This window comes from Alteromonas sp. S167 (assembly GCF_036864375.1).
GTDB lineage: Bacteria > Pseudomonadota > Gammaproteobacteria > Enterobacterales > Alteromonadaceae > Alteromonas.
Genome location: NZ_JAZETR010000002.1, coordinates 345,806 through 372,430 on the forward strand (window position 1 = coordinate 345,806; position 26,625 = coordinate 372,430).

Annotated in this window: 21 protein-coding genes; 11 read left to right on the forward strand and 10 right to left on the reverse strand. The window is 44.7% G+C overall.

Annotation, left to right across the window (positions count from 1 at the left end; all coding sequences use genetic code 11):
- Positions 1 to 154 precede the first annotated feature (154 nt).
- Both V7R35_RS04765 and V7R35_RS04770 read right to left on the reverse strand, forming a co-directional pair.
- On the reverse strand, positions 155 to 3,277 hold the full coding sequence (locus tag V7R35_RS04765; protein WP_334013565.1) for an efflux RND transporter permease subunit: 3,123 nt from the start codon (positions 3,275 to 3,277) through the stop codon (positions 155 to 157).
- Positions 3,277 to 4,554: an efflux RND transporter periplasmic adaptor subunit gene (locus tag V7R35_RS04770; protein WP_334013566.1), complete on the reverse strand. Its 1,278-nt coding sequence runs from the start codon at positions 4,552 to 4,554 to the stop codon at positions 3,277 to 3,279. Before V7R35_RS04770 ends, V7R35_RS04765 begins: the two co-directional genes overlap by 1 nt.
- A gap of 1,025 nt (positions 4,555 to 5,579) precedes the next feature.
- Here V7R35_RS04770 and V7R35_RS04775 point away from each other — a divergent pair.
- On the forward strand, positions 5,580 to 6,632 hold the full coding sequence (locus V7R35_RS04775) for a LysR family transcriptional regulator (RefSeq protein WP_334013567.1): 1,053 nt from the start codon (positions 5,580 to 5,582) through the stop codon (positions 6,630 to 6,632).
- Between the two features lie 109 nt (positions 6,633 to 6,741).
- On the opposite strand, the gene lpdA is transcribed toward V7R35_RS04775, so the two are convergent.
- From lpdA to ampD, 6 genes are all read right to left on the reverse strand, one after another.
- Complete coding sequence (gene lpdA / locus V7R35_RS04780) at positions 6,742 to 8,163, reverse strand: dihydrolipoyl dehydrogenase (RefSeq protein ID WP_334013568.1); 1,422 nt, start codon at positions 8,161 to 8,163, stop codon at positions 6,742 to 6,744.
- A 131-nt stretch (positions 8,164 to 8,294) separates the two neighbouring features.
- A complete protein-coding gene (gene aceF, locus V7R35_RS04785) occupies positions 8,295 to 10,286 on the reverse strand; it encodes a pyruvate dehydrogenase complex dihydrolipoyllysine-residue acetyltransferase (RefSeq protein WP_334013569.1) in 1,992 nt (663 codons plus the stop codon).
- A 21-nt stretch (positions 10,287 to 10,307) separates the two neighbouring features.
- On the reverse strand, positions 10,308 to 12,983 hold the full coding sequence (gene aceE, locus V7R35_RS04790) for a pyruvate dehydrogenase (acetyl-transferring), homodimeric type (protein ID WP_334013570.1): 2,676 nt from the start codon (positions 12,981 to 12,983) through the stop codon (positions 10,308 to 10,310).
- A 193-nt stretch (positions 12,984 to 13,176) separates the two neighbouring features.
- On the reverse strand, positions 13,177 to 13,923 hold the full coding sequence (locus V7R35_RS04795) for a GntR family transcriptional regulator (RefSeq protein ID WP_334013571.1): 747 nt from the start codon (positions 13,921 to 13,923) through the stop codon (positions 13,177 to 13,179).
- Positions 13,924 to 14,300: 377 nt separating this feature from the next.
- Positions 14,301 to 15,170, reverse strand: a complete 870-nt coding sequence (ampE, locus tag V7R35_RS04800) for a beta-lactamase regulator AmpE (RefSeq protein WP_334013572.1) — start codon at positions 15,168 to 15,170, stop codon at positions 14,301 to 14,303.
- A 15-nt stretch (positions 15,171 to 15,185) separates the two neighbouring features.
- Positions 15,186 to 15,734 (reverse strand): 1,6-anhydro-N-acetylmuramyl-L-alanine amidase AmpD, encoded by a 549-nt coding sequence (ampD, locus tag V7R35_RS04805; protein ID WP_334013573.1) that lies wholly within the window; start codon positions 15,732 to 15,734, stop codon positions 15,186 to 15,188.
- A 127-nt stretch (positions 15,735 to 15,861) separates the two neighbouring features.
- Here ampD and V7R35_RS04810 point away from each other — a divergent pair, with 127 nt between their 5' ends.
- The 8 genes from V7R35_RS04810 to yacG all read left to right on the forward strand — a co-directional run bounded on the left by V7R35_RS04810 (position 15,862) and on the right by yacG (position 22,293).
- Positions 15,862 to 16,377, forward strand: a complete 516-nt coding sequence (locus V7R35_RS04810; RefSeq protein ID WP_334013574.1) for a retropepsin-like aspartic protease family protein — start codon at positions 15,862 to 15,864, stop codon at positions 16,375 to 16,377.
- Between the two features lie 20 nt (positions 16,378 to 16,397).
- Positions 16,398 to 17,252: a carboxylating nicotinate-nucleotide diphosphorylase gene (gene nadC, locus V7R35_RS04815; protein WP_334013575.1), complete on the forward strand. Its 855-nt coding sequence runs from the start codon at positions 16,398 to 16,400 to the stop codon at positions 17,250 to 17,252.
- A 400-nt stretch (positions 17,253 to 17,652) separates the two neighbouring features.
- The gene (locus V7R35_RS04820) at positions 17,653 to 18,081 is read left to right on the forward strand and encodes a pilin (protein ID WP_334013576.1); all 429 of its coding nucleotides are present in this window, start codon (positions 17,653 to 17,655) and stop codon (positions 18,079 to 18,081) included.
- A gap of 172 nt (positions 18,082 to 18,253) precedes the next feature.
- Positions 18,254 to 19,465 (forward strand): type II secretion system F family protein, encoded by a 1,212-nt coding sequence (locus tag V7R35_RS04825; protein WP_334013577.1) that lies wholly within the window; start codon positions 18,254 to 18,256, stop codon positions 19,463 to 19,465.
- Between the two features lie 49 nt (positions 19,466 to 19,514).
- Positions 19,515 to 20,456 carry a prepilin peptidase gene (locus V7R35_RS04830; RefSeq protein WP_334013578.1) on the forward strand — a complete coding sequence of 314 codons (942 nt, stop codon included), beginning with the start codon at positions 19,515 to 19,517 and terminating at the stop codon, positions 20,454 to 20,456.
- A gap of 34 nt (positions 20,457 to 20,490) precedes the next feature.
- On the forward strand, positions 20,491 to 21,096 hold the full coding sequence (gene coaE / locus V7R35_RS04835) for a dephospho-CoA kinase (RefSeq protein ID WP_334013579.1): 606 nt from the start codon (positions 20,491 to 20,493) through the stop codon (positions 21,094 to 21,096).
- Between the two features lie 168 nt (positions 21,097 to 21,264).
- Entirely contained in the window at positions 21,265 to 22,017 is a 753-nt protein-coding gene (zapD, locus tag V7R35_RS04840; protein WP_334013580.1) for a cell division protein ZapD, read from the forward strand.
- 48 nt (positions 22,018 to 22,065) lie between these two features.
- Positions 22,066 to 22,293: a DNA gyrase inhibitor YacG gene (gene yacG, locus V7R35_RS04845; RefSeq protein ID WP_334013581.1), complete on the forward strand. Its 228-nt coding sequence runs from the start codon at positions 22,066 to 22,068 to the stop codon at positions 22,291 to 22,293.
- A 69-nt stretch (positions 22,294 to 22,362) separates the two neighbouring features.
- Here the strand turns inward: yacG and V7R35_RS04850 are convergent, their stop codons facing one another.
- The gene (locus tag V7R35_RS04850; RefSeq protein WP_334013582.1) at positions 22,363 to 22,773 is read right to left on the reverse strand and encodes a MerR family transcriptional regulator; all 411 of its coding nucleotides are present in this window, start codon (positions 22,771 to 22,773) and stop codon (positions 22,363 to 22,365) included.
- A gap of 92 nt (positions 22,774 to 22,865) precedes the next feature.
- On the opposite strand from V7R35_RS04850, the gene V7R35_RS04855 reads away from it, so the two are divergent.
- Both V7R35_RS04855 and V7R35_RS04860 read left to right on the forward strand, forming a co-directional pair.
- Positions 22,866 to 24,104, forward strand: coding sequence for an NADH:flavin oxidoreductase/NADH oxidase family protein (locus V7R35_RS04855; RefSeq protein ID WP_334013583.1), 1,239 nt, complete (start codon positions 22,866 to 22,868; stop codon positions 24,102 to 24,104).
- A gap of 264 nt (positions 24,105 to 24,368) precedes the next feature.
- A complete protein-coding gene (locus V7R35_RS04860; protein ID WP_334013584.1) occupies positions 24,369 to 25,241 on the forward strand; it encodes an aspartoacylase in 873 nt (290 codons plus the stop codon).
- A 91-nt stretch (positions 25,242 to 25,332) separates the two neighbouring features.
- On the opposite strand, the gene V7R35_RS04865 is transcribed toward V7R35_RS04860, so the two are convergent.
- Positions 25,333 to 26,625, reverse strand: a complete 1,293-nt coding sequence (locus V7R35_RS04865; RefSeq protein ID WP_334013585.1) for a methyl-accepting chemotaxis protein — start codon at positions 26,623 to 26,625, stop codon at positions 25,333 to 25,335.

The window sequence follows — 26,625 nt, forward strand, 5'->3', positions numbered from 1 at the left end:
TACTTTTGTATTCAATTAAGACGAGTTGAGGCCAAATATGGCGAAATGAGGCAGCGAGAAAAAGAGATGTGACAGAGATAGATAAAAAAGGCCACTCAAAGTGAGTGGCCAAAAGGAGCCCCTTAAGGGGGCAACGCTTGGGTAGACGGGAGAGTTAACCGTTGCGCTTTAGCAAATAGTAAAATACTGGCGTAAGAATAAGCCCGAAAAAGGTAACGCCAATCATGCCTGAGAATACTGCTACCCCCATGGCTTGACGCATTTCAGCACCAGCACCACTTGAGATAACCATTGGCAATACACCCATGATAAAGGCAATTGACGTCATCAGTATTGGGCGAAGACGTAAACGGCTGGCTTCTTTAATGGCAGACAACGCATCCATTCCTTTGTCTTGTAAGTCTTTAGCAAACTCAACAATAAGAATGGCGTTCTTCGTCGCAAGGCCTACTAGTACAATCAAACCAATTTGGGTGAAGATATTGTTGTCACCACCGTAAATTTGCACACCAATAAGCGCACTTAGCAGGGTCATTGGCACTATTAGAATGATGGCCAATGGCAAGCGTAAGCTCTCGTATTGCGCCGCAAGCACTAAGAACACCAACAACACAACCAGTGGGAATACGAATGCTGAAGCATTCCCAGCAAGAATTTGCTGATAGGTTAGCTCTGTCCATTCATATGTCATACCTAGCGGTAGTGTTTCCGCTAATATCTCTTCAATAGCGGCTTTAGCTTGGTCAGATGAATAACCCGGCGCAGGCGCACCATTTACTTCAGCGGTGATATAGCCGTTGTAGTGCATTACGCGATCTGGGCCAGCACTGTGCTCGATATTTAGGAAAGAACCTAGTGGAATCATCTCGCCTTGTGCATTACGAATTTTAAACTGCGTGATGTCTTCAATATCTTGACGATACTGCGCATCGGCCTGCACATTTACCTGATAAGTTCGACCGAATAGATTGAAGTCATTCACATAGAGCGAGCCTAAGTAAGCCTGCATTGTGGTAAACAAGGTATCTATGTTTACACCTTGGCTCACTGCTTTTTCGCGATCTACATCAACGTCTAACTGCGGTACAGCAACAGTAAAGCTGGTAAATGCATCGGTAAGCGCTGGATGTACCCATGCTTTACCTATCACCTCTTGCGTTACACGCTCTAGCTCTTCAAAACCTAGGTTGCCTCTGTCTTCAATTTGTAAACGGAAACCACCTATAGTGCCTAGCCCCATTACCGGTGGTGGTGGGAAAATGGCAACAAACGCACCTTTAATAGAGCCAAAGTTTTGGTTTAACTGCGCCGCAATTGCGCCGCCCGATAGCTCTGGGCTGTTACGCTTTTCGAAGTCGGTAAGTGTTGCAAACAGAACGCCTGAACTAGGGCTATTGGTAAAACCGTTTATGTTAAGGCCAGGGAATGCGATAGCATCTTCAACACCTGGGTGTTCCATAGCAATGCGCGACATTTCGCGAACCACTTCTTCGGTTCTATCTAAGCTTGCCGCATTAGGAAGCTGAGCAAACGCAACCAAGTACTGTTTATCTTGTGGAGGTACGTAGCCAGTTGGTGTGTTGGCAAATTGGAAGTACGTTAAACCTAGTAGCCCCGCGTAAAGCACCATAATAATACTGCTTTTACGAATAAGACCGCCTACAGCACCTGTGTACTTTTTAGAGCCACGGTCGAAGAAACGGTTAAACGGTGCAAATACAAAGCGCCCGAAAACCTTATCCATTAAACGGGTTAACCAGTCGTTCGCTTTTCCATGTGGCTTAAGCAATAGTGCCGACAGCGCAGGGCTAAGCGTTAACGAGTTAATTGCAGAGATAACCGTAGAGATAGTGATAGTAAGTGCAAACTGCTTATAGAATTGACCGGTTAAGCCACTCATAAAGGCGGTAGGTACGAATACCGCTGCCAGCACAAGCGTTGTAGCAATAATAGGCCCTGTTACTTCTTTCATCGCCTGCACGGTTGCATCGAACGGTGTTTTACCTTCAGAAATGTTTCGCTCTACGTTTTCAACAACAACAATGGCGTCATCAACAACAATACCTATGGCGAGTACCAGGCCGAACAAAGACAGTGCATTTAACGAGAAGCCCATTAACTGCATAAATGCAAAGGTACCTACCAACGAGATTGGCACTGCTACTAATGGAATAATAGAAGCACGCCACGTTTGAAGGAAAAGCACGACCACCAATACTACTAACAGTACTGCTTCAAGCAATGTGCTAATTACCGCTTCAATCGACCCGCGAACGAAAACCGTTGGGTCGTAGGCAATTTCATACTCTAAGCCGTCTGGAAATAGCTGAGAAAGCTCTGACATACGTGAACGTACATCGTCAGATATTTGAATAGCGTTTGAACCTGGCGCTTGGAAAATAGGTAAAGCAGCCGCTGGGTTATTGTTAATAAGCGAACGAAGTGCATAGAACTCTGAACCAAGCTCGATGCGCGCAACATCTTTAAGACGGGTTATCTCACCATTTTCGCCAGTTTTTACAATAATGTTCTCAAACTCAGACTCGTCTTTTAAACGACCACGAACATTAATAAGCAACTGAAATTCGCTAGTGCCCGTAGGCTGTGCACCAAGGCTACCTGCTGCGGCCTGCTGGTTTTGATCGGCAATAGCTGCAACCACATCACCCGGGTTCATTTGTAGTACGGCTAACTTATTTGGGTCTAGCCATACGCGCATACTAAATTCGCCTGCGCCGAACAAACGCACTTGCCCAACACCATCAATACGCGCAAGTTCATCTTTCACAAACTGGTCGGCATAGTTAGACAAATATAGCATGTCGTAACGGTTATCAGGTGACGTTAGGTGCACCACCATGGTTAAGTCTGGAGACGACTTCTCGGTAACTACACCTAAACGTTGTACTTCTTGTGGTAAACGCGGCGTTGCGCGATTAACACGGTTTTGTACAAGGGTTGTCGCTTCGTCTGGGTCGGTCCCAATGGCAAACGTAATGGTAAGCGTCATACGGCCATCGCTGGTTGCTTGAGAAGACATATACAGCATATTTTCTACGCCGTTAATCTCTTGCTCCAGCGGTGTTGCCACTGTTTCAGCAATAACTTCTGGGTTTGCGCCTGGGTAGTTAGCTGTTACCACTACTGTTGGCGGCACAACTTCTGGATATTCAGTAATTGGAAGCTGCCATACTGCTATGGCGCCTCCGATAAAGATTAAGAGTGATAGCACGCCTGCAAAAATGGGGCGGCTAATAAAGAATTGTGAAATGTTCATTATTTAAGACCTGCTGTTACAGCGCCACTTGTTAATGAACCACCAGATGTGTCTCCACTAAAAAGAACATCTTCAATATGCGCCATGTTTGTTATTTCAGTTACGCTGTCTACCTGTGACTGCCAGTTTTCTAAGCTAGCTAGTGCGTCTTGGTCACCCATAGGCACTTCGTTTGCTAATACTGGTGCGCCAGGACGTAGGCGTTGTAAACCATCTACTACAATTGTGTCGTTCGCTGCGAGACCACTTTTAATGATTCGCATGCTGCCAACTTTGTCGCCAAGCGTAACGGCGCGGTATTCCACTTTGTTTTCATCGTTAACAACCAGCACATACTTGTTGTTAAGGTCTGTGCCAATTGCTTTTTCTTTAATAAGGATGCCTTGTTCATTAGTACCACCCGCTAGCTTAAGGTGAGCGAACAAACCTGGAATTAAGCGACCGTCCTCATTTTTAAACACCGCACGAACACGCAATGTACCTGTGCTACCGTTTACTTGATTGTCGATAAAATCAATTTGGCCCCAGTGCTGATAGTCAGACTCGTTGGCTAAGCGCAGCGCAACAGGCTTTTCGTTAACAGACGTTGCATTGCTGCTTGATACATAATTAAGGTAGGTTTGCTCGTCAATATCGAAGTATGCATATAAGCGTTCTGTAGAAACGATGCGCGTTAACTCTGTTTGACCCGCAGTAACAAAGTTACCTTCCGTAATGTTTGCGCGAGAAATTCGACCAGAAATTGGGGCTTCTACGCGGGCAAAGCCACGATTTAGTCTTGCAACTTCAAGCGCAGCCTGCGTTTGATTTAGGCTAGCAAGCGCTTGGTTCTTTTCCGCTAAACGCGCGTCAAGTACTTCTTCAGAAACCGCTTGGGTTTTGCGAAGTTTGTATGCACGCTTATAATTTTGTTCTGCAAGCTCTAGTCTACTTTTTGCTTCATCAAGCTGCGCGGTTAGGCGCGATACTTCTGCTTTAAAAGTGCGGTTATCGATAAGGAACAATGTTTGCCCCTGCTCAACATATTCGCCTTCTTTAAAAGCAACAAAATCGATGTAGCCAGAAACGCGTGGACGAAGCGCAACAATTTGTGGCGATTCTAAACGACCTGTGAAGTTGTCCCACTCGGTTATACGTTGAGAAACCACTGAAGCAACATCAACAGGCACGCCTGTGTTTGCTTGGGCCATTTGACCAGGATCCTGCTCGTCACTACCACAGGCGGCGACTAGCACTGCTAAGCTTACGATTGCCATTAATCGGGTAAAAGTTTTCATTGCAAGATACTCTCTAAAAGTTCGACTAAAGTTTGATGTGGTGCATTATGGACCACACAAAACAATAAAAATAATTATCTTTTTATATGCAATGCATCATATTTTTTGATGTATTGATAAAATACACACGATGAGTGACAAAAGCCGACGCTCTTTTTGTGAGGCGGATGTGCTTTTTGTAATGAAATAACTCAACAAACCCAACAACTTAGATAAAACGTGGGCTACAGCCACGTTTCATTACAGAAACAAAGTACAGTTATTCATCGCATTCATTTTGTATGTGAATATATTTGGAGTTAACCTATAAAAAAAGTATGTCATTACGTTGACACGAGCGAAAAAAAGCAAAAAAGGGAATTGCGTTGTGAAAAATCACATCACGCATATTTGCTTTTCGAAGCTATGTAGTAATCAAACGCGTGACTATGGTTTAGCCAAACGAACCGAGCGAAACCATGCGGCCATGAATTGAAATGGCGCGTGCTGGTAATACGGAGTAAACCCTCTACCGCAGGGATGCGGTAGCGGAGCCCCCATGGATGGGTTTACGGCGTGTTTACGTAGTATTGGCAGCACGTGCCTTGCGGCCAAACGAACAGCAGATTATTGCGATAGTCTAATAGGTAGAAGCGTGTAATAAACCCTCTACCGCAGGATGCGGTAGCGGAGTCCCCATAGATGGGTTTGCGACATGTTCACCTAGTATTGGAAATACTTGTTTAAAGAAACGAAATGGCGCGTGCTGGTAATACAAAGTAAACCCTCTACCGCAGGGATGCGGTAGCGGAGCCTCCATGGATGGGTTTACGGCGTGTTTACGTAGTATTGTCAGCACGCGCTATGCGGCCAAACGAACAGCAGATTGTTGCGATAGTCGAATAGGTAGAAGCGTGTAATAAACCCTCTACCGCAGGATGCGGTAGCGGAGTCCCCATGGATGGGTTCACGACGTGTTTATGGAGCGCTTCTAGCTATTCGACGATGTATGAGACTCGCAAATACACAAAACACCGGAGACGATTATGCGTCCACATGATTTAAACTTACTGATGATTTTTGATGCCATTATGACGGAAGGCGCAATTACGCGTGCTGCCGACAGGTTATCAATGACGCAGCCTGCTGTATCGAATGCGCTTTCGCGTATGCGTACTGCATGGAAAGACGAGTTATTTGTGAAAGATGGACGCGGTATTCAACCTACTTCTTTTGCCAAAAATTTGTGGAGCCAAATTCAAGGGCCATTAGGTGAGCTGGAAGTAGCCGTTAACCCCACGGACTTTAACCCTGCCACGGCCAAACGCACGTTTCGTATCGCCGCTACCGACAGCATTGTATCTATGGTGTGGGGGCCGCTTCGTAAGGTAATAGAAAACGAAGCGCCAGGTATCAATATTCATGCTATTCCAAACTACGATATGGAAACCAATAAAATATTGAAAGACGCCGAGGCTGAACTTACGTTTTCAAAGCTACAAGAGCCAGACTCGGTGATCCGCGCCGAACATGTGCTAGATCCTAGCTGGGTAGTACTCATGCGCCCAGACCACCCGCTGGCAAAAACGCAAATGACGTTAGAAGACTTTGTAGCAGCCGATCACCTATTAGTGTCGGTAACAGGCGATGTTACCGGCCCTACCGATCAGGTTTTGGCTAACCTTGGACTGAAACGCCGCGTGGCAATGTCGGTAAATCAGTTCTACAACGCATCACCGTTATTAAAAGAAAGCAACCTTATTTGCGTAGCGCCGTCGTTAGTGATGGAAAGAGAAATCTTCTCTGGTGAACTAGCTGTGTTTGAAACGCCTATAGAAATAGTGAGCACACCGCTGTCGGTGATGTGGCATAAACGTCAAGACCAAGACGCAGGGCTACAATGGCTGAGACAGCTTGTAGTGAAATTCATCCGCGAGCGTGTGCAACGCCATGAAATGCTGCTATCTCAGTGTTGCCGTAAAGCCTATTGCGAAAAAACGGTGAAGCGATTTATGGAGCAGAGAAACATGAACTGTGACGAATTTACGCCTGCTCATTTGAATATGCCTAATGTGGACACTGAGAAAACGCCAGCATAGCAGCAACGACAAGCGCTTCCACCATAAGAAGGTGGTAACACTCTTTAATTTAACCACAAAAAAGCCCGCTTAAATAAGCGGGCTTTCATCAAGATTCAACGAAGTAGATTTACTTCTTTTTCTTCGCTTTCGGATTTGGTAGGTCAGTAATGCTTCCTTCGAAGATTTCAGACGCAAGACCAATTGACTCGTTTAGCGTTGGGTGAGCGTGAATAGTTAGTGCTACGTCTTCTGCGTCAGCACCCATTTCTAGTGCCAAGCCAATTTCACCTAGCATCTCACCCGCGTTGGTACCAACCATAGCACCACCGATAACACGGCCAGACTCTTTATCGAAGATCATCTTGGTCATACCGTTTGTTGCATCAGATGCAATTGCACGGCCTGAAGCTGCCCATGGGAACACGGCTGTTTCGTAGCTTAAGCCCTGCTCTTTTGCTTCTTTCTCAGTAACACCAACCCAAGCAACTTCTGGCTCAGTGTATGCAACTGAAGGAATACCGCGTGGATCGAAGTAGTGCTTCTGTCCAGCAATCACTTCTGCCGCTACGTGACCTTCGTGAACTGCTTTGTGAGCAAGCATTGGCTGACCAACAAGGTCACCAATAGCAAAGATATGGTCAACGTTAGTACGCATTTGCTTATCAACGTTAATGAAGCCACGCTCGTCAACGTTAACACCCGCAGTTTCTGCGCCCACTAGTTTGCCGTTAGGCTTACGACCTACAGCAACAAGTACCTTGTCGTAACGTACTTGTTCTGAAGGTGCGTTTTTGCCTTCAAACGTTACGTATAGGCCGTCATCTTTCGCTTCAACCGCAGTAACTTTGGTTTCAAGCATGATGTTGAATTTTTCTTTGTAGTCTTTCATGAATACTTTCATGATGTCTTTGTCAGCCGCAGGAATAAGCTGGTCTAAGAATTCAACTACGTCAATTTTTGAGCCAAGTGCTTCGTACACAGTACCCATTTCTAGACCGATGATACCACCGCCTAGTACTAGCATTTTTTCTGGAATGTCTTTCATTTCCAGTGCGCCAGTTGAGTCGATTACACGGTCATCTTCAGGGATGAACGGTAGGCTAACAGGCTCTGAACCCGCTGCAATAATCGCTTTCTCAAAAGTAATAGTAGTAACGTCGTCACCATTTTTTACTTCAAGGGTGTTTGCGCCAGTAAATTTACCATAGCCTTGTACGTGCTTGGTTTTACGCATTTTAGACATACCGCCAAGACCGTTTGTTAATTGCTTAACAACGCCGTCTTTGTATGCACGGATTTTATCTAAATCGATGGTCGGCTCGCCAAACGTAACACCGTGGCTTGCAAGGTGCTTCGCTTCTTTCATCACTTTTGCTACGTGAAGAAGGGCTTTTGAAGGAATACAGCCAACGTTCAGACACACACCACCAAGCGAGTCGCGTGAATCTACGATAACTGTTTCAATACCTAAATCAGCTGCACGGAAAGCTGCTGAATAACCGCCAGGGCCGCCGCCCAGTACCACCAATTGCGTTTTAATTTCGCTCATTGTGAACCTCAATCCTGTTCTTGTAGGGTCATGCTATTACTTTTGTGTAATAGCATAACCTAAATGCCATCAAGGGGCGTATAAAATCGTCGAAAATGTTACTGATATTGTAAACTTTTTCGACCTTTTATTTAAAGTATGATTCTGCGTAAGTCAGTTAGGTTTGCCGCAACCTCAGTAGAGAATCGCGCACCTACTGCACCATCAATTACACGGTGGTCGTAAGACAAGCTTAACGGCACCATCAAGCGTGGTTCGAACTCTTTACCATTCCACTTAGGCTTCATCTCAGACTTCGATACACCTAATATGGCGACTTCTGGCGCATTTACAATAGGTGTAAACGCTGTACCGCCGATTCCGCCAAGGCTAGAGATGGTAAATGTACCACCCTGCATATCAGCCGCTTTAAGTTTACCTTCACGGGCCTTCGCAGATGTTTCGATAAGCTCGCGAGATAACTGCTCGATGCCTTTTTTGTTCACGTCACGAATAACAGGAACAACAAGGCCTCCCGGTGTTTCAACCGCAATACCAATGTTGATAAACTTCTTAATGATTAAGCTCTCGCCATCATCAGACAGTGATGAGTTGAATACTTCGTATTTCTCAAGGGCTTTCGCTACCGCTTTCATCACGAATACTAGTGGCGTGATCTTTAGACCAGACTTAATTTTCGCGTGATAGGCGTTTTGCTCTTTACGGAATTCTTCAACTTCAGTGATATCTGCTTCGTCGAACTGTGTAACGTGCGGAATAGTTGCCCAGTTACGGTGTAGGAACGGACCAGAAATCTTTTGAATACGTGATAATGGCTGTTGTTCAATTTCACCGAACTTGCTGTGATCAACAGGTTTCACCGGTACAATTTGAAGTACGTTGTCACCTACTGGCGCACTGCCAGAAGCTGCTGCTGTGCGAGGCTTTGCAAGCTCAGCTTTTACATACGCCTGAACGTCTTCTTTCAAGATACGGTTTTTAGGGCCAGTACCGGTAACCAGTGTTAGGTCGACACCAAATTCACGAGCAACACGACGAACCGAAGGCGATGCGTGTGCTTTACCGTTACCTTTCGGTGCAGGCGCTTCTGGCACAGGAGAACGGTTAGCCGATTCCGGTTTAGGTGCTTCTTTCTTCGGCTCTTCTTTCTTCGCTACTGGCTCAGATGTTTGAGCTGGTGCTTGTGAAGGTTCTTGTGAAGCTGCACCGCCGCTAGTTTCAAGCTTAACCACTACCGTGCCTTGCTTAACTTTATCGCCTGTTTTAATAAAGACTTCTTTGATAGTACCTGCATGCGTTGATGGCACATCCATGGTGGCTTTATCAGTTTCAAGCGTGATAAGGCCGTCTTCTTTTTCAACGGTGTCGCCAGCAGATACCAGTACATCGATAACGTCTACTTCGCCATCTTCGCCAATATCAGGTACAGCAACTTCAATAGTTTCGCTGCTTGCAGCTGCAGGAGCTGACTCTTGCTGCGCCGGTGCAGACTCGCTTGAGCTTGATGAGTCGGCACTTGAACCAGAGCCCGCAACCTCAAGCTTAATCACTACTGTACCTTCTTTCACTTTATCGCCGGTGCTGATGAATACTTCTTTCACCGTACCTGCGTGTGTTGATGGCACATCCATAGTGGCTTTGTCGGTTTCAAGCGTAATTAATCCATCTTCTTTTTCGATGGTGTCGCCTACTGAAACCAACACGTCAATAACGTCTACTTCACCGTCTTCGCCAATATCAGGCACGGCTACTTCAATTACGTCACTGCCACCAGAAGCAGCTGGCGCTGCCTCTGATTTGCTTTCTTCTTTTGGTGCTTCTTCTTGCTTTGGCGCTTCTTCTTGTGAATCGTCTGAAGATGCCTCTTCAGATGCTTCAGAACCACCGGCAGCTTTCATTTCACCAATTACATCGCCCTCTTTAATTTTATCGCCCACCGATACTGATAAGCTTACAATCTCACCCTCAAATGGTGCAGGGATGTCCATTGACGCCTTGTCACTTTCAACAGTAACAACGCCTTCATCTGCCTCAATGTTGTCGCCTACGGCAACACATAGCTCGATAACTTCAACTTCGTCACCGCCTACGTCGGGTACGATAATCTTTTGAATATCTGACATATGTAAAATACCTTATCTGGCTTACGCGTAAAGCGGGTTAAGTTTTTCAGCGTTAATATCGAAACGCTTAATGGCTTCTGCTACCACTTTCTTCTCAACGTCGCCGCGCTGAGCCAATTCATAAAGTGATGCAACCACAATGTACGACGCATTTACTTCAAAGTGTGTACGAAGGTTTTCACGGCTGTCGCTTCGACCGAAACCGTCAGTACCTAGACAGCGATACTCTGTATCAATGAACGCGCGTACTTGGTCTGAGTAGTTCTTCACATAGTCAGTGGCAGAAATTGCAGGGCCTGCATCTTTCGTAATTACCTGACCAATGTAAGGTACTTTTTGCTCAGCTTCTGGGTTTAGCATGTTCCAGCGCGCTACGTCTTGACCTTCACGCGCTAACTCGTTGAACGAGGTCACTGAATAAACGTCAGAAGATACGTTATAGTCGTCACATAGAATCTGCGCCGCTTTGCGTACTTCGTTCAAGATAGTACCTGAACCCATTAGCTGAACGTTGAGTTTAGACTTATCGTTTTCAACACGCTCTAGCTTATAAATACCCTTAATGATTTGCTCAGCAATATCATCACCTTCAGGCATTTCTGGGTGGTGATAGTTTTCGTTCATCAACGTTAGGTAATAGAAGATGTTCTCGTTATTACCGTACATACGACGCAAGCCGTCTTGAATAATAACGGCTACTTCATAACCGTACGTTGGGTCGTAAGTAACACAGTTAGGAATTAGGTTCGCTTGAACGTGAGAGTGACCGTCTTGGTGCTGCAGACCTTCACCGTTAAGCGTAGTTCTACCCGCTGTTGCACCTAATAGGAAACCACGTGCTTGGCTATCGCCTGCTGCCCATGCCAAGTCGCCAACACGTTGGAAACCGAACATCGAATAGTAGATGTAGAAAGGAATAGTAGTTGCGTTACACGTTGAGTAAGACGTACCAGACGCTACCCACGATGCCATTGCACCTAGTTCATTGATACCTTCTTGCAGTACCTGACCTTTCTTATCTTCGCGGTAGTAAGCTACCTGGTCGGCATCTTGCGGTACGTATTTTTGGCCTTCGTTAGCGTAAATACCTACCTGACGGAACAAGCCTTCCATACCGAATGTACGCGCTTCATCAGGAATAATTGGCACAATACGCTTACCAATTTTCTTGTCTTTTAACAATGCGTTAAGTACACGTACGAACGTCATGGTTGAAGACACTTGACGGTCGCCCGAACCTTTAAGGATAGCGTCGAATGCGCTTAGTTCTGGAATTTCAAGTTGCTCTTCTGCTTGCTCGCGACGTGCTGGCAGGTAACCACCTAACGCTTCGCGGCGCTCACGAAGATACTTCATTTCTTCACTGTCTTCGTCAAACTTGAAGTACGGTAGGTCAGCAATCTTGTCGTCAGCTACTGGAATGTTGAAACGGTCGCGGAACTGTTTGATTGAATCCACATCCATTTTCTTCACGTTGTGCGCAACGTTTTGTGCTTCACCTGAACGACCAAGACCGAAGCCTTTAACCGTTTTAGCAAGGATTACCGTTGGACGACCTTTCGTATCAATCGCTTTTTGGTATGCCGCGAATACTTTTACTGGGTCATGACCACCACGGTTCAAGCGCCAGATGTCGTCGTCAGACATGTTCGCTACAAGTGCCGCTGTTTCAGGATACTTGTTAAAGAAGTTCTCACGGGTGTACTTGCCGCCTTTGGCTTTACAGTTCTGGTATTCGCCATCTACCGTTTCACCCATAAGCTGGATAAGCTTGCCAGATTTATCGCGAGCCAGTAGCTCATCCCAGTAGCTACCCCAAATAACTTTCACTACTTCCCAGCCAGCGCCGCGGAACGTACCTTCAAGTTCTTGGATAATTTTGCCGTTACCACGTACCGGGCCGTCTAGACGCTGAAGGTTACAGTTAATAACAAATGTAAGGTTATCAAGACCTTCGCGAGACGCCAGGCCAATTGCACCCAAGCTTTCTGGCTCATCACACTCACCGTCACCCATGTAGCAATATACGCGTTGGTCAGAACAGTCTTTAATACCACGGTTTGTTAGGTATTTAAGGAAGCGCGCAGTGTAGATAGCTTGAAGTGGGCCAAGACCCATCGATACCGTTGGGAACTGCCAGTAGTCTTTCATTAAGTGTGGGTGTGGATAAGATGACAGACCATCACCAGCACACTCTTGACGGAAGTTATTTAACTGCTCTTCAGTTAAGTTACCTTCCATGTACGAGCGCGCGTAGATACCCGGTGCAATGTGACCTTGAGCAAAAATAAAGTCACCACCTTGATTCTCGTTTGGCGCTTTGAAGAAATGGTTAAAGCCCACATCGTAAAGCATTGCAGATGACGCGAAGCTACCAATATGGCCACCAAGCTCTAGTTCTTTTTTCGATGCACGCAATACAATCATCAATGCGTTCCAACGAATTGCCGCACGGATACGCGCTTCAATCGTTAAATCGCCAGGCATCTTAGGCTCTTGTGCCGCAGGAATGGTGTTGATGTAGGCGGTTGTTGCGTCGTAAGGCAAGTGAGCGCCGCTGCGACGTGCTTTATCAATAAGCTTTTCGAGCAAGTAATGTGCGCGCTCTACGCCTTCCTCTTCTAAAACCGACTCAAGCGCATCAATCCACTCTTTAGTTTCTTGTGGATCAACATCTTGGTGCATCATATCAGTCATGGTGCCATCCTATTTTTTGCTTATATAGAAAATCCTCCTTAGGCTTTGTTTCTTAAAAAGAAACGCCAAAAGAAGGAAAACTAAATTACGTTGTACTCACAGTGACCCTATCTGGCTCACCTGCTTTTGCAGTGGCACAGGTAAAAACCCGACCGGCCTCTGCGAATGAATAGTTAACTAACGGGTTAATTAACTAAATTTCTAATCTACGCAACGCGCGCTGAACTCGCGTGTCACGTTGGTTTATTGTTAGTAGCGTTTTTTCAATAAACGCTAGATGCGTATTACATGCCTGACGTGCTGCTTCAGGGTCGCGTGAGGCAATGGCATCTACAATTTCTCGACGCTGCTTAGCAATGTCTTCAACCGCTTCAGTGTGCGAAGCCAGCATGTCTAAATTTCGTTCTATATTGTCAACCAACATACTTTGCATAGTGCTCATTACATGTAGAAGCACCATGTTATGAGAAGCTCGCGCCATGGTGATGTAAAACTGGCCAAGCGCTTCAGCTTGTGCGCGTTTACTGTCTTTGGCGCCAGGCGTGGGTAGCTCGTTTAACGCTTGTTTTAGCGCTTCATAATCTTCAGGCTGTCCACGAAGCGCCGCGTAATAGGCAGACATACCTTCTAACGCATGACGAAATTCAAGCAAGTCGAACTGTGTTTCTGGACGCTGGCTAACTAAATCCATAAGCGGGTCTTTCATTGCTGCATTTAGGTTGCGGCTTACAAACGTACCGCCCCCTTGTTTGCGCTCAACTAACCCGCGAGCCTGCAAATTACCTATGGCTTCTCTTAAAGATGGACGAGACACGTCAAATTCAAGCGCAAGCTCTCTTTCTGGCGGTAACTTTTGACCAGCCAATAACGTACCGTCGAGAATCATTGACTCGAGTTGCTCGGTGATTACATCAGAGAGTTTTTTTCGCTGCTGGCGCATGCGCGTTATCTGTCCTTTTCCTTAAAATGCATAATGGCGTAACAATTCGCCGTAACAAATCGGCATAACACGTGTGAATGTAAAAAATAATCGGAGAAAATTTATTCATTAACACAATTGGTAATACCATTTTACCTATACAGTTTAAGGCAGATCTATTTTGAGGTAAATACTCTAGAGCATAGCAAAGCATGAGCAGTTTGCTCGCTGTAAAGCTTTATTGTTGAATTTACTAAGAAAAGTCGAAAACCTTGAACTGGTCTGACGAGAGCAACGATTACTTTAAAGAGGTGAAAAGCGCTTGATCTACATACAAATTATTTTTAGACCAAGCGCACTTTAAAATGAAAGGTAATGTTAAATGTAAAAAATGTTCACTATGCCAAGCTGCCCACAAGGGTAAGTGCTGAAGTAATCACTAGTAAAAAAATAACATTACGTTTAGCTAATTTTACTAATACTTTCGGTTCTACTGCTGCATTTTCAGCCTGTTGCTTGTGCTCTTCTGGTGTAAGCATTTCTGCTTTTGATGATATTGAGGTAAGCACATCGTAAGCTGGCACATCAAATTGAAGTGCATAATTAAGCCATTCAGGAAGTGCACGAGAGAAGTGTCCCATGATTAACATACCAAATGCTGTTATTCGAACAGGTACATAGTCTAATGCAAACATTAAGCGGGCCGACGCTTCGCGAAGTGGGTGTTCACTGCTACAAAGTGCGTCTGTAGTACTTCTAGTTAAACAATAAAACAGGGCGCCTGGCGCACCAAACGCAATAAACCAAAGCATTACCGCAGCATAGTGCTGGTAATTAAGCCACGTAAGGTGTTGGCCAAAGCTTTTGCCTTCAGTACTAGCCGTTCCGTCGCTTTCATGGCCTGATGAGCAATGACCAAGCTGGTCGGTGTACATGCTACATGCCTGCAAGTCGCCACGTTCTGCTGCGTTTAAAAAACATTTGTAGGTGGTCCTAAGCGCAGGACAGCCTATGCAGATAAACAAAACAATGCTTTGTTCTATAAACGTAAAAAACGCACCTAGCAGCCAGTATTCTATTGCTGCTAGCAACAATGCAGGCAGTAACATTACAAGGTAGAAATTCGTGTTGCTGCTACTTTCAGAAAACCACCCTTTTTCGACCATAAACTGTCTGTAAGAAGCAGCGTATGTCTCTATATGCCAGTTGGTGTCTTTGCTTATAATTCTTTCTAAACTCAGTACCAACAATAGGCTCATTAGCATCATGGTTTGAAAAATTCCTTATTCATGTAAGAACGTGTTTCGTAAGCTTGTTCTAAATCTTGCCCAATCAAATGCTTCGCCCGGATCGGTTTTTCGACCTGGCGCAATATCATTATGACCCACAATACGCCCTAAAGTGATCCGAGGATAGTGATTAATAATGAATTCACTAACTTGTTGAAGCGACGCATATTGCTCGTCGGTATAGGGCAGCGTATCGGTACCTTCTAGTTCAATACCAATAGCAAAGTCGTTGCATCGCCCTGTGCCTTGAAACGTTGACACACCGGCGTGCCATGCACGCGCATTAAATGGTACGAATTGTTCAATTTCACCCGTACGATAAATAACGCAGTGAGCAGAAACCCGAAGCCCTGCTATCTCTTTATAAAAAGGATGCGCGTTTACATCGAGATTTCCTGTAAACAAATCTCTTATGCCCGATGTGCCAAATTCAGAAGGTGGCAATGAGATATTGTGAATAACCAGCAGACTAATATCGTCTTCACTGGGTCTTTCATCGTAAAACGGGCTTAATGTGCGTTGCGCACTAGGGTAAAAAACCATACTTATTTGAATTGTTGTGTATTCGACTACATGATTTAAAGTGTGACACTGTAAGACAAATAAAATCAAGCAAGGACGATCCCTATGAGTACCAGCAACGTGGAAATTTCACTAAAGGCCACAATGAATGACTGAAAAACACGACAATAATAGTGCCGCCAAGTGGATGGTGGCTTTAGCGTGGATTTGCGGGCTGGGCCTTTTGGCTATTGTGTTTTCCGGTTTACTTGATAAGCAGGTTAACCCTAACAGCAAGCCCGAGTCTCAGCGCATTGGTTCACAAACCGAAGTAAGACTTAAACAAAATAGGCAAGGTCACTACGTTACAACCGGCTTTATTAATGGCGAAGAAGTTATCTTTTTGGTTGATACAGGGGCAACCGATGTTGCTGTACCGGCTCACCTTGCCAATAAGTTGCAGTTAAAAGCAGGTAGAGAAGGATTAGCGAGCACAGCCAATGGTACGGTGCGTATATCAGAATCTACCATTGATACACTGCGCGTTGGCGATATTGTGCTGCGTAATGTAGACGCCAACTTAAATCCAGGCATGAAAGATGACCATATTTTGCTTGGAATGAGCGTTCTTCGCCAATTAGAGTTTACTCAGCGCGGAGATTGGTTAATATTGCGTACCCTTTGAAGTAGATAACAGCGATGAAGATGACATCACCAGATATGCAAGCAATACGCGAACAAGTCGCTAACGCGTTAATTGAAGATTTAGGTGGCGAACTAAACGCCGCAAATGACATTACTGCTAATCTAATTAATGAAGATGTTAGCGCCAAAGCCACCATTATTACTCGCGAAGACTGTGTTGTTTGCGGTGTAGCGTGGGTGAACCAAGCGTTTGCACTTATCGATGAGTCGGTAGAACTCACTTGGCACGTTGCTGACGGCGACAACGTAAGTGCAGATACTGTGTTAGTGAGTTTAGAGGGCTCTGCGCGCGCTATATTAACTGCCGAGCGTACTGCGCTTAACTTCTTACAGACTCTGTCAGCTACAGCAACCGTTACATCGTTCTATGCCAAGCTACTTTCGAACAGCGCTACAAAAATTCTCGATACACGCAAAACATTACCTGGGCTTCGTTATGCACAGAAGTACGCTGTGCGCTGCGGTGGCGGCCAAAACCACCGTGTGGGTTTATTCGATGCCTTCCTAATTAAAGAGAACCATATTTTCTCGTGCGGCGGCATTAATAAGGCTGTACAGCGAGCAAAAGAAATGATGCCAGGTAAACTGGTAGAAGTGGAAGTTGAGAACATTGATGAACTTCAACAGGCCATGCAAGCAGGTGCTGATATTGTTATGCTGGATAATTTTACTAATGAACAGATCCAACAGGCAGTATCAATAAACAACGGGCAATGTAAACTCGAGGTATCTGGAAATATTACTAACGAGCGTTTGGCATCGCTGGCAACGTTGGGCGTAGACTATATTTCTTCTGGCGCATTGACCAAGCATCTTCAAGCTGTCGATTTGTCGCTAAGGATAAATTTAGACTAGCAATGCAATATCAATGAAAAAGGAAGCGCCAATTTGCTTTCTTTTTTATGCAGGCAAGTATACGTCCTAGGAGCTCGAGGATATGAGTTGCATAACTCATATCCTCGCAGCAGCGCCGCCCGTAATCAAGACCAGAACACACTCAGTGTATTGTTAGCTATACGTTCGTAAGTATTTGTGTATTATCCGAAAGTTTAACGCTTCACGTATGCAAACGCGTAGCAGAACGTGTCATACTGAAAAAGTAAGACATAGGTATATTTCGCTATACTTGTCACAGACAATAAAAATTCTATACTGAATATCAAGTACCAGGGGCGTTCAAAAAGCGAACCGGGTATAAACGTCAATTTGAATTAAATTTAAACTTAACGTGTTATACACGTCCCGGAGAAAAGCCATGATGAACATGAACGCTAAAAACCAAAAAGGTTTCACCCTAATCGAATTAATGATTGTTGTTGCAATCATCGGTATTCTTGCTGCAATCGCACTTCCTGCTTACCAAAACTACACGCAGAAAGCTAAGTTTACTGAAGTAACTAACGCAACAGCAGCAGCTAAAACTGCGGTAGAAATTTGCTTCGCGTCAACTGCAGACATCACTGCATGTGACCAAGCGGCTAACGGCATCCCAGCAACAATCACTGCTGACGCTGACACAGTAGGTGTTACAACAGCTGACGGCGTTATCTCAGCGACAGCTTCAGGTAACTCTGGCCTACAAAACGCAGCTGGCTCTGGTGCAGCAACGTTCACACTTACGCCTGACGTAACTGACGGCAACGTTAAGTGGACTAAATCGTGCGACCCAACAACTGTATGCTAATTTAGCAAGCTTTAAAGAAAGGCCCGGAATTCTCTGGGCCTTTTTTGTTTGAAAAAGGCTATATTTTTATTAACAGTGTTGTGAAAACAAAGCGTTGTGAAGAAAATTCTTGGAAGTAAAGCTTTGTAGAATCACAGACATGTAAATCTGAGCAGTAAGAAGAGAACCGACTATGGCAAAAGCAGTCACTACATTTACTTGGCAAGGAAAAGACCGACATGGCCAATCTAGAAAAGGTGAAATTACTGCTGCCTCAATTGCCGAAGCAAAGAACTTATTACGCCGTCAGGGCATTTCTGCAAACAAAGTTAAGAAACTCGCGAAACCATTGTTTGGCGCAGGCGGCCAAAAAATAACGCCTTCTGATATTTCTGTTATCTCCCGTCAGATTGCTACCATGCTTGCCGCTGGTGTAACACTTATCCAAAGCTTAGAAATGATTGCTCAAGGCCATGCAAAGGCCAGCATGCGTAAACTCCTTGGCGAAATTACCGATGAAGTAAAATCGGGTAACCCGCTATCATCTGCTTTGCGAAAGCACCCTCTTTACTTTGACGATCTATATTGCGACTTGGTTTACACAGGCGAACAGTCGGGTGCGCTTGAAACCATTTACGATAGAATTGCAACGTATAAAGAAAAAGCCGAAGCCTTAAAATCGAAGATCAAAAAAGCAATGTTTTACCCTATTGCTGTTTTGGTTGTTGCATTTATTGTTACCACTATTCTTCTTATTTTTGTGGTGCCGCAGTTTGAAGAAATATTCAGTAGTTTTGGCGCCGAACTTCCTGCTTTCACTTTGTTCGTGCTAGGTATTTCTAGGTTTGTACAAGATTACGGTATTTTTATCGCCATTGGCCTTGGTGTGGCAGGCTATTTATTTGTAAGAGCTCACCGAAATAGCCAAAAACTACGTGACAACGTAGACAAGAACATTTTAAAAATTCCAGTTGTAGGCGAAATTTTAAAGAAAGCCAGTATTGCCCGCTTCACGCGCACGCTCGCCACTACCTTCGCCGCTGGTGTACCGCTTATAGGCGCCCTTGAGTCAGCTGCAGGCGCATCGGGCAATGCCGTTTATCGTGACGCCATTTTGTATATGCGTAAAGAAGTTGCCGGCGGTATGCCTATGCACGTTGCCATGCGCGCAACCCAAGTATTTCCCGATATGGTGACACAAATGATTGCCATTGGTGAAGAATCGGGCTCGGTAGATGAGATGCTTAGTAAAATTGCTACCATTTACGAAGCCGAAGTAGACGACATGGTAGACGGCCTAACCAGCCTTCTAGAACCCATGATAATGGCAGTATTAGGCGTGGTTATTGGTGGCCTTATTGTTGCCATGTACTTACCTATTTTCCAAATGGGTAACGTGGTATAACTAGCGCTCGATAACTTTCACACCAAATATTTATAACAAGAAAGGTTTCATGAACGCGTCATTCCCTGAGTCACTCATAACACTTAGTCAGGTTTACCCTGTCTTTTTTTACGCTTTAGTTTTCATTGTTAGCTTGATGGTAGGAAGCTTTCTTAATGTAGTTATCTATCGTTTGCCTATTATGATGGAGCGCACCTGGAAGCGTGAATATCAAGAGTACTTTAGCGAGCAATCAGCAACAGCCGAATCGCCCAATGCAGAACATGCGACTGATGCAAAGACGCACGAAGATTCCCAACAACCCGCGCCTTTCAACCTCGTTAAGCCCGACAGCACATGCCCGTCTTGTGGTCATAAAATACGAGCATGGGAAAACATTCCCGTGCTTAGCTATTTGTTTCTTAAAGGCCGCTGCGCTAATTGTGAAACCAAAATTTCAATACGCTACCCATTAGTAGAGTTATTCACGGCGCTTGCCTGTACCTTCGCCGTCTTTCATTTCGGCCCATCTGTACAAGCATTGTGGGCAGTTGGTTTTACCTTTGTGTTGATTTCACTGCTATTTATCGACATTGATACGATGTTACTTCCAGACCAGCTAACACTGCCACTGTTATGGACCGGGTTATTGCTTAGCGTGTTTAATGTTTTTGTAAGCCCTACAGACGCTATTATTGGCGCGGCAGCGGGCTACCTTAGTTTATGGTCGGTATATTGGCTGTTCAAACTTGCTACGGGCAAAGAAGGCATGGGCTACGGCGACTTTAAATTGCTTGCCGCGCTGGGCGCTTTTACTGGCTGGCAAGGACTTCCTGTTATTATTCTTTTGTCGTCATTTGTTGGCGCTATTGCTGGTATTGCCATTATGGTTATTCAAAATAAGGGAAAGTCGTTGGCAATACCTTTTGGTCCTTACCTTGCTGTTGCGGGCTGGCTTACACTGCTTTATAAGAGCGAAATCATAAGCGCCTATTTAGATATGGTGCTATAAGCCAATGTGTTTTAGGCATTAAACGGAGGCAGCAATGCGCAATCAATTTGTAGTAGGCCTAACCGGTGGCATTGGCAGCGGAAAATCGGCGGCCACCGCATTATTTACCAAACACAACATAGACATTATAGATGCCGATGAAGTTGCTCGGGACGTCGTTGCCATTGGTTCAGAAGGGTTACAGGCCATAAGCGAACACTTTGGCGATGATATTCTACTTTCAGATGGAAGCTTAAACAGACCCCTATTGAGAGAGAAAGTGTTTAGCAATAGTGATGAAAAAGTATGGCTAAATAACCTATTGCACCCGCTTATTCGTGAACGAATGATAGCGCTTATCAATGAATCTCAAGGCCCTTACTGTATTTTGAGTGTGCCGCTATTGGTAGAAAACAACCTCACAACAATGTGTAACCACGTGGTAGTGGTTGATTGCCCGGAGGAAATGCAACTACAGCGGGCTTTGCAGCGCGATGGCAGTTCAGAACAAACAATTAAAAGCATCATGGCCTCTCAGGCAACAAGAGAAGTTCGTCTAAAAGCAGCTGATGATGTGTTAAATAACAGCGATAGTCTTCAGCATCTTGCTAAACAGGTTGATGCTCTTCATTCCAAACTTAGTGCCCTCTCAAACGCGTAATACGCAAAGGTAAGGTTTAAACCTAGTAAAACCAGTGTAAACCGCCTGATTTTGAAACTTTTTTGACCAAATGACGTCAAAAAACCTATCGGGTTAACAAGTATACTTGGCTTAATCGTAATGATGCATTAGGCTTTAGCCCTAAGTAACTGTGTTTTAAGGGTATCCATGAGCGACGCTGTGTTTGAATTTCCATTAAAGGAAAAAGTACGTAATTATTTACGTGTTGAGCAGCTGCTTGGGCAAATTAAAATTACAGCGAAGACAGAACATACCCATCTACAGCTTGTTTTCTTTCAACAACTTTTTGAACTTCTTGATTTAATAGAGCGGTTAGATCTTCGCTCCGATTTAACAAAAGACCTAGAAGCACATGAAAGAAATTTAGTGTATTGGTCGAAGCATCCCAAAATTGACAGTACGGCGCTAGAACAAGCGCTTAAAACAGTTATCACACTGCGCGACAAGCTGAAAAGCGATAGACGCTTTGGCAGTGCCCTAAAAGAAGAAAAGCTGCTAAGCGCAATTAGGCAACGTTTTGCTATCCCAGGCGGAGCGTGCAGTTTCGACCTACCAAACCTTCATTTTTGGTTACAACAACCTCTTACGCAGCGCCAGTCTGATATAACCAAATGGCTTGAGACATTAGCGTTGCTAGACGATGCCATAGCAGTAAGCTTGTCGTTCATTCGTGAGCGAGGGCAGTTTACTGCGGTCACTGCCGAAAATGGCTTTTACCAAGGTGTCGCAGAAGACAAAAACGAATTAATCCGTGTTCGCTGTCGCGTTGATGAAGGGTATTACCCTACGCTTAGCGGTAACAAGTATCGCTATGCCCTGCGCTTTATGTTGTTTACATCGAACGACAATGGAAGCTCGGCAGTTGAAGACCATGTTCAGTTTCATCTAACCGCCTGCTAAACTACACCCTTATATCGTGTTTTTAAGTCTTTATTCGTGGAGTTTCCAATGGAAGTAAAATGCCCCATTTGTGCAAAGTCGGTTGTATGGGCGCCTGAAAGTGAATTCCGCCCTTTTTGTAGTAAAAAATGCCAGCTAATTGATTTAGGTGAGTGGGCAGCAGAAGACAGGAAAATAGCTGGAAAACCAGCTGAAGACGCCACGCCAAAGCATATTGACGTTGAAGAAATAGAAGCGATGCTAGCCCAGCAGCAAGAAGACTTTTTTAAGCATTAAGTTTTTCTTCAGCACGTTAAAAACCACGTTGCATCATTAATTTGTGATGTAACATCAGATTACCTTCGATTATTTAGTGGTAGAAAGTTCTGAAAGTAAACCATCTAACTCACAGGCACTCATGCAGTGCCCTGCCCTCCATAGTTCGCCAAGGCGTTGCGTCAAATATTCCATTTGCGTTTTCTGACGAGTTAGCGTGTTAAGAAGGTGATTGATTTCAGCGGTACGATCTTGCAAATGAGCCATCACTTGTTCGTGATCAAGCCCCTCACCGCTAGCAAATAAGCCAGGCAGATCATCCAGTGCAAAACCAAGACTGGTTGCAAACTTAATCATCTTTAAGCGTTCCACCGCTTCTGCGGTATATTTGCGGTAGCCCTTCGCGGTTCTATCGGCTGCAGGCATTAACCCTTTTTGTTCGTAAAATCGAATGGTGCTTGTTGGTAGTCCAACTGTTTCTGCTAATTGCCCAATACGCATATGCTTTTCTTTTTAAAATTAACCTTGACCTTAAAGTTAACTTAAAGCTTATAGTAAACACAACTTGATTAATGCCTTTTGGAGAAGACGATATGGCATCTGTGGTATTTACTCCTTTTACGCTACCCAATGGGAATGTTGTTAAAAACCGAATTGCAAAAGCGGCCATGGAAGAGAACATGGCGGATGCTAATCAGCTGCCAGGAGGCGCTTTGTTTACCTTGTATCGCAAATGGGCCGAGGGCGGCGTTGGGCTAATTATTACTGGAAATGTCATGGTTGATCATTTGGCAATGACAGGCCCCGGAGGCTTAGTTTTAGAAGCCAACACACCGCTTGAGCCCTTTAAAAAACTGGCTGCTGAAGCAAAGCAAAACAACACGCGCCTGTGGATGCAAATTAATCACCCAGGCCGCCAAGTGTTTAAGAAAATGGGCGGTAAGGTCCTCTCACCTTCAGATATTGCTTTAGATATGGGTAAGCACTCAGGCCTTTTTGAAAAGCCAAAAGCCATGACCGAAGAAGACATTAACGACCTTATTGAACGCTTTGTTACTACCGCAAGCCTTGCGCAACAAGCGGGTTATGACGGCGTTCAAATTCATGCAGCACACGGATATTTGTTATCTCAATTCTTATCGCCACTTACTAATAAGCGCAAAGACAACTGGGGTGGCAGTTTAGAAAACAGGGCTCGTTTACTTATTACTATCGCAAAAAAAGTGAGAGAGAAATGTGGCAACGCTTTTGATATTGCTGTGAAACTAAATTCAGCTGATTTTCAACGAGGCGGATTTGACGTAAACGATGCACAGCAAGTTGTTGAAATGCTTAGTCAGTTGAACGTCGATCTTGTTGAGCTGTCAGGCGGAAGCTACGAGGCTCCAGCCATGCAAGGTCGCACTGCCGATGAACGTACACTTTCTCGCGAGGCCTATTTTTTAAGCTTTGCGAAGCAAATTGCTGATACAACTCGCACGCCAATTATGACCACGGGTGGCATACGCCGACTCTCTGTTGCCCAGCAGGTAATTGAAAGCAATGTCGATATGGTGGGCATAGCATCAGCATTAGCACTAACGCCAGATTTACCCAACCGATGGCTTGAAGCGCCAGACATCGAAGGTGTAATTCCTGTTGTAGGTTGGAAAGATAAAACGTTGGCAGGCCTTGCGACAATGGCACAGGTAAAAAGACAGCTTCGCCGACTAGGTGACGGTAAAAAGCCCACTCATAATGCCATTGCACTGGTGTCGTTGATTTTAGACCAGCTGCGAGCGGCTAAACTGACCAAACGCTATAGAAAGCAATATGCAAACGAAGTGCGCTAAATGCTCTTGTATGCTGATGGCCCTTTTACGCTAAGGGCTTTTTGCGCTGAGGGCTCTCTCGCGCTGAGGGCTCTTTTAAGCTGAGCGCTCCTGCCAATGCGTTTTTGTTTTCAATTATTCCATAAACGTATTCTGACGAATGTCGCTAATGTGTACTATCACAACAAACTGCAATACACTCAAAAGCTCGCTTTTAGCATGTAAAAGCATTTACAACGTAAGTACACAACTTACAGGTATTAACTACAAGGATTACATCGGTCTATGCTTAACTCTATTGCGCTGGTAGGCGGTACCCATGGCAACGAAACAAGCGGCATACAACTTGTCCGCAATTGGCGACAACACGGCTTACCCCAGCGATTTAGTGACCTGAATGTATCGCTTAACATAGCGAACAAAGAGGCATTGGCAGCAAATGTACGGTTCTTGGAGCAGGATTTAAATAGACAGTTTACTTTTGACGCTTTAGCTGAGAACAATATTGCTAAAGAAGCGATGCTTGCAAAAACGCTCAATGAGCAGCTTGGCCCGAAAGGAAATTCGAAAACCGATCTCGTCATTGATATACACAATACCACCAGTGCTATGGGCGCTACCCTCATTATTCTAGAAACTGACGAGTTTCATATTCAGCTTGCACGCTATGTAAAACATCATATGCCAGAAGCCAACATTCTGCTTGAGGATGAGAAGCCCTACTTAGAGCACGGTTACCTGTGTACAACGGGTAAAAAAGGCGTAATGATTGAAGTAGGCGCTCAGCCTCAGGGGGTATTACGAGAAGATGTGTACTTGCTTACCCAAACGATGGCTGAAGTTACTCTAGATTTTTGCATGGCATACAATGAAGGCAGCATAACAACAGATGCTTTACCTCCATGCGACGTTTTTCGTTTGGGCGAAAACGTTTCGTTTCCGTTAGATGAAGAGGGATATCGGACGGCGATGGTCCACCACTCGCTACAAGATGCCGACTTTAAACCCTTACTACCTGAACAACCTGTATTTCGTACTTTCGATGGTAAAGACATCGTGTGGGAGTCTGACTCTGAAACCTACCCGCATTTTATTAACGAGGCCGCCTACTTCAAGCTGAACGTTGCTTTTGCGACAGCAGACAGAATAATATTGTGATATCTAAACTCGCTCTAGCACTTGTAGTAATAATAAACCGGTTAAAAAAAAGCACCAAGATTAAATGCAAATGGCCCTCATGGTCCATCTTCTAAAAGAGCTCTATTTTAGGCTCACGCGCCTCTTCAAACTCATTTTTCTCTTTTTCAGGACATGGCTCATTTATGTCAAAGTGAATTTTACGCTGGTCTTCCATCACGTATTTTTCAAACATTTCCTTCGTACTTAGATTGAACGAGTCATCAAAGTGTTCGCGGTTATTGATGTATCGGGAAAATTGCCCGAACAAACTAACAATAGCATCTTGTTCTAACTTCACGTGCTCAGTGCGCTGACGAATAATATCTTGAAACTGAATTTTGGCTATCGCTCCGCTTACCTTCGTAGCAACTTCGGTTGCACTCTTTGAGAAGCAAGCCAACATTTTAGGGTTAAGCTCCTCTAATATACGATAGTGGTTTGTGATATTTTCTAGCGAATCAGAGAAGCCCGTTAAAAGGTCGCAAGTATCGTTTGCTCGCGTTGAATTGAGCATCTTCTCACCTTGACTGTGCGCCGCGTCGAGCGCTGACTTAATACCTGATTCGATTTTTTCAGCTGCTTCTGAAGACTGGGAGGACAATATGCGCACCTGTTCGGCCACTACTGCAAAGCCCCTTCCGTATTCGCCTGCTCTAGCTGCCTCGATAGCCGCGTTTAGCGCTAACAAGTTGGTTTGTGAAGCTATATTTTTAACCAGCTCGGTCAGCTCTCTTAGGTTTTCAACCTCACGCATAACACCTTGAATTGCCTCTGTGTCTGCTATTTGCTGCTTTCGCTGTGTAATAATCATCTCTTTGATACTCGCTAAGCGCTCAGCAGCCATAACAAATTCATCTGCGCTCTTTTCTTTGCAACTAAGCGCATCTTTCTGACCTAACTCAACGTTATCCATACTATCTTGAATACTGCTTTCAATTTCGTATAACGCTTTCATCAGCTCCATCGATGCATCTTCAGTAATAGCACTGATACCGTCCATTTGGCCCTTGAGGATTGCCACATACTCACTGACTTGAGAATGTGTTTCGTTTAGCTGCTCAGATGTCTCTCGTAAATAGTCTTCTTGTTTGTTGATGTTTGTCTTGAATGTATTCGTTTGCCTAAACGAATACCAAGAAACAAAACTCAAAAAACCCAAAATTGTAAATAGGGTACCTGCCTGCCCTCCCAAAAACTCTGGTGGTGCATTTAGTGATATTGCCATACCCAAAGCAGACACGCCTACCAAACCGCTCCAAAGCAAAAGTGAGTCCGTAACGCTATTAAACTTATCCGTAAGCACTTTAAACTTGTCAGCGAATACCACTTCATAATACTGCCTTGCTTTTTCAAGTACTTTCAT

What these genes read in the sequence shown, in the direction of transcription:
- V7R35_RS04765 (WP_334013565.1), bottom strand. Translation starts at nt 3,277, where the DNA reads ATGAACATTTCACAATTCTTTATTAGCCGCCCCATTTTTGCAGGCGTG.
- V7R35_RS04770 (WP_334013566.1), bottom strand. Translation starts at nt 4,554, where the DNA reads ATGAAAACTTTTACCCGATTAATGGCAATCGTAAGCTTAGCAGTGCTA.
- V7R35_RS04775 (WP_334013567.1), top strand. Translation starts at nt 5,580, where the DNA reads ATGCGTCCACATGATTTAAACTTACTGATGATTTTTGATGCCATTATG.
- lpdA (WP_334013568.1), bottom strand. Translation starts at nt 8,163, where the DNA reads ATGAGCGAAATTAAAACGCAATTGGTGGTACTGGGCGGCGGCCCTGGC.
- aceF (WP_334013569.1), bottom strand. Translation starts at nt 10,286, where the DNA reads ATGTCAGATATTCAAAAGATTATCGTACCCGACGTAGGCGGTGACGAA.
- aceE (WP_334013570.1), bottom strand. Translation starts at nt 12,983, where the DNA reads ATGACTGATATGATGCACCAAGATGTTGATCCACAAGAAACTAAAGAG.
- V7R35_RS04795 (WP_334013571.1), bottom strand. Translation starts at nt 13,923, where the DNA reads ATGCGCCAGCAGCGAAAAAAACTCTCTGATGTAATCACCGAGCAACTC.
- ampE (WP_334013572.1), bottom strand. Translation starts at nt 15,170, where the DNA reads ATGATGCTAATGAGCCTATTGTTGGTACTGAGTTTAGAAAGAATTATA.
- ampD (WP_334013573.1), bottom strand. Translation starts at nt 15,734, where the DNA reads ATGGTTTTTTACCCTAGTGCGCAACGCACATTAAGCCCGTTTTACGAT.
- V7R35_RS04810 (WP_334013574.1), top strand. Translation starts at nt 15,862, where the DNA reads ATGACTGAAAAACACGACAATAATAGTGCCGCCAAGTGGATGGTGGCT.
- nadC (WP_334013575.1), top strand. Translation starts at nt 16,398, where the DNA reads ATGACATCACCAGATATGCAAGCAATACGCGAACAAGTCGCTAACGCG.
- V7R35_RS04820 (WP_334013576.1), top strand. Translation starts at nt 17,653, where the DNA reads ATGATGAACATGAACGCTAAAAACCAAAAAGGTTTCACCCTAATCGAA.
- V7R35_RS04825 (WP_334013577.1), top strand. Translation starts at nt 18,254, where the DNA reads ATGGCAAAAGCAGTCACTACATTTACTTGGCAAGGAAAAGACCGACAT.
- V7R35_RS04830 (WP_334013578.1), top strand. Translation starts at nt 19,515, where the DNA reads ATGAACGCGTCATTCCCTGAGTCACTCATAACACTTAGTCAGGTTTAC.
- coaE (WP_334013579.1), top strand. Translation starts at nt 20,491, where the DNA reads ATGCGCAATCAATTTGTAGTAGGCCTAACCGGTGGCATTGGCAGCGGA.
- zapD (WP_334013580.1), top strand. Translation starts at nt 21,265, where the DNA reads ATGAGCGACGCTGTGTTTGAATTTCCATTAAAGGAAAAAGTACGTAAT.
- yacG (WP_334013581.1), top strand. Translation starts at nt 22,066, where the DNA reads ATGGAAGTAAAATGCCCCATTTGTGCAAAGTCGGTTGTATGGGCGCCT.
- V7R35_RS04850 (WP_334013582.1), bottom strand. Translation starts at nt 22,773, where the DNA reads ATGCGTATTGGGCAATTAGCAGAAACAGTTGGACTACCAACAAGCACC.
- V7R35_RS04855 (WP_334013583.1), top strand. Translation starts at nt 22,866, where the DNA reads ATGGCATCTGTGGTATTTACTCCTTTTACGCTACCCAATGGGAATGTT.
- V7R35_RS04860 (WP_334013584.1), top strand. Translation starts at nt 24,369, where the DNA reads ATGCTTAACTCTATTGCGCTGGTAGGCGGTACCCATGGCAACGAAACA.
- V7R35_RS04865 (WP_334013585.1), bottom strand. Translation starts at nt 26,625, where the DNA reads ATGAAAGTACTTGAAAAAGCAAGGCAGTATTATGAAGTGGTATTCGCT.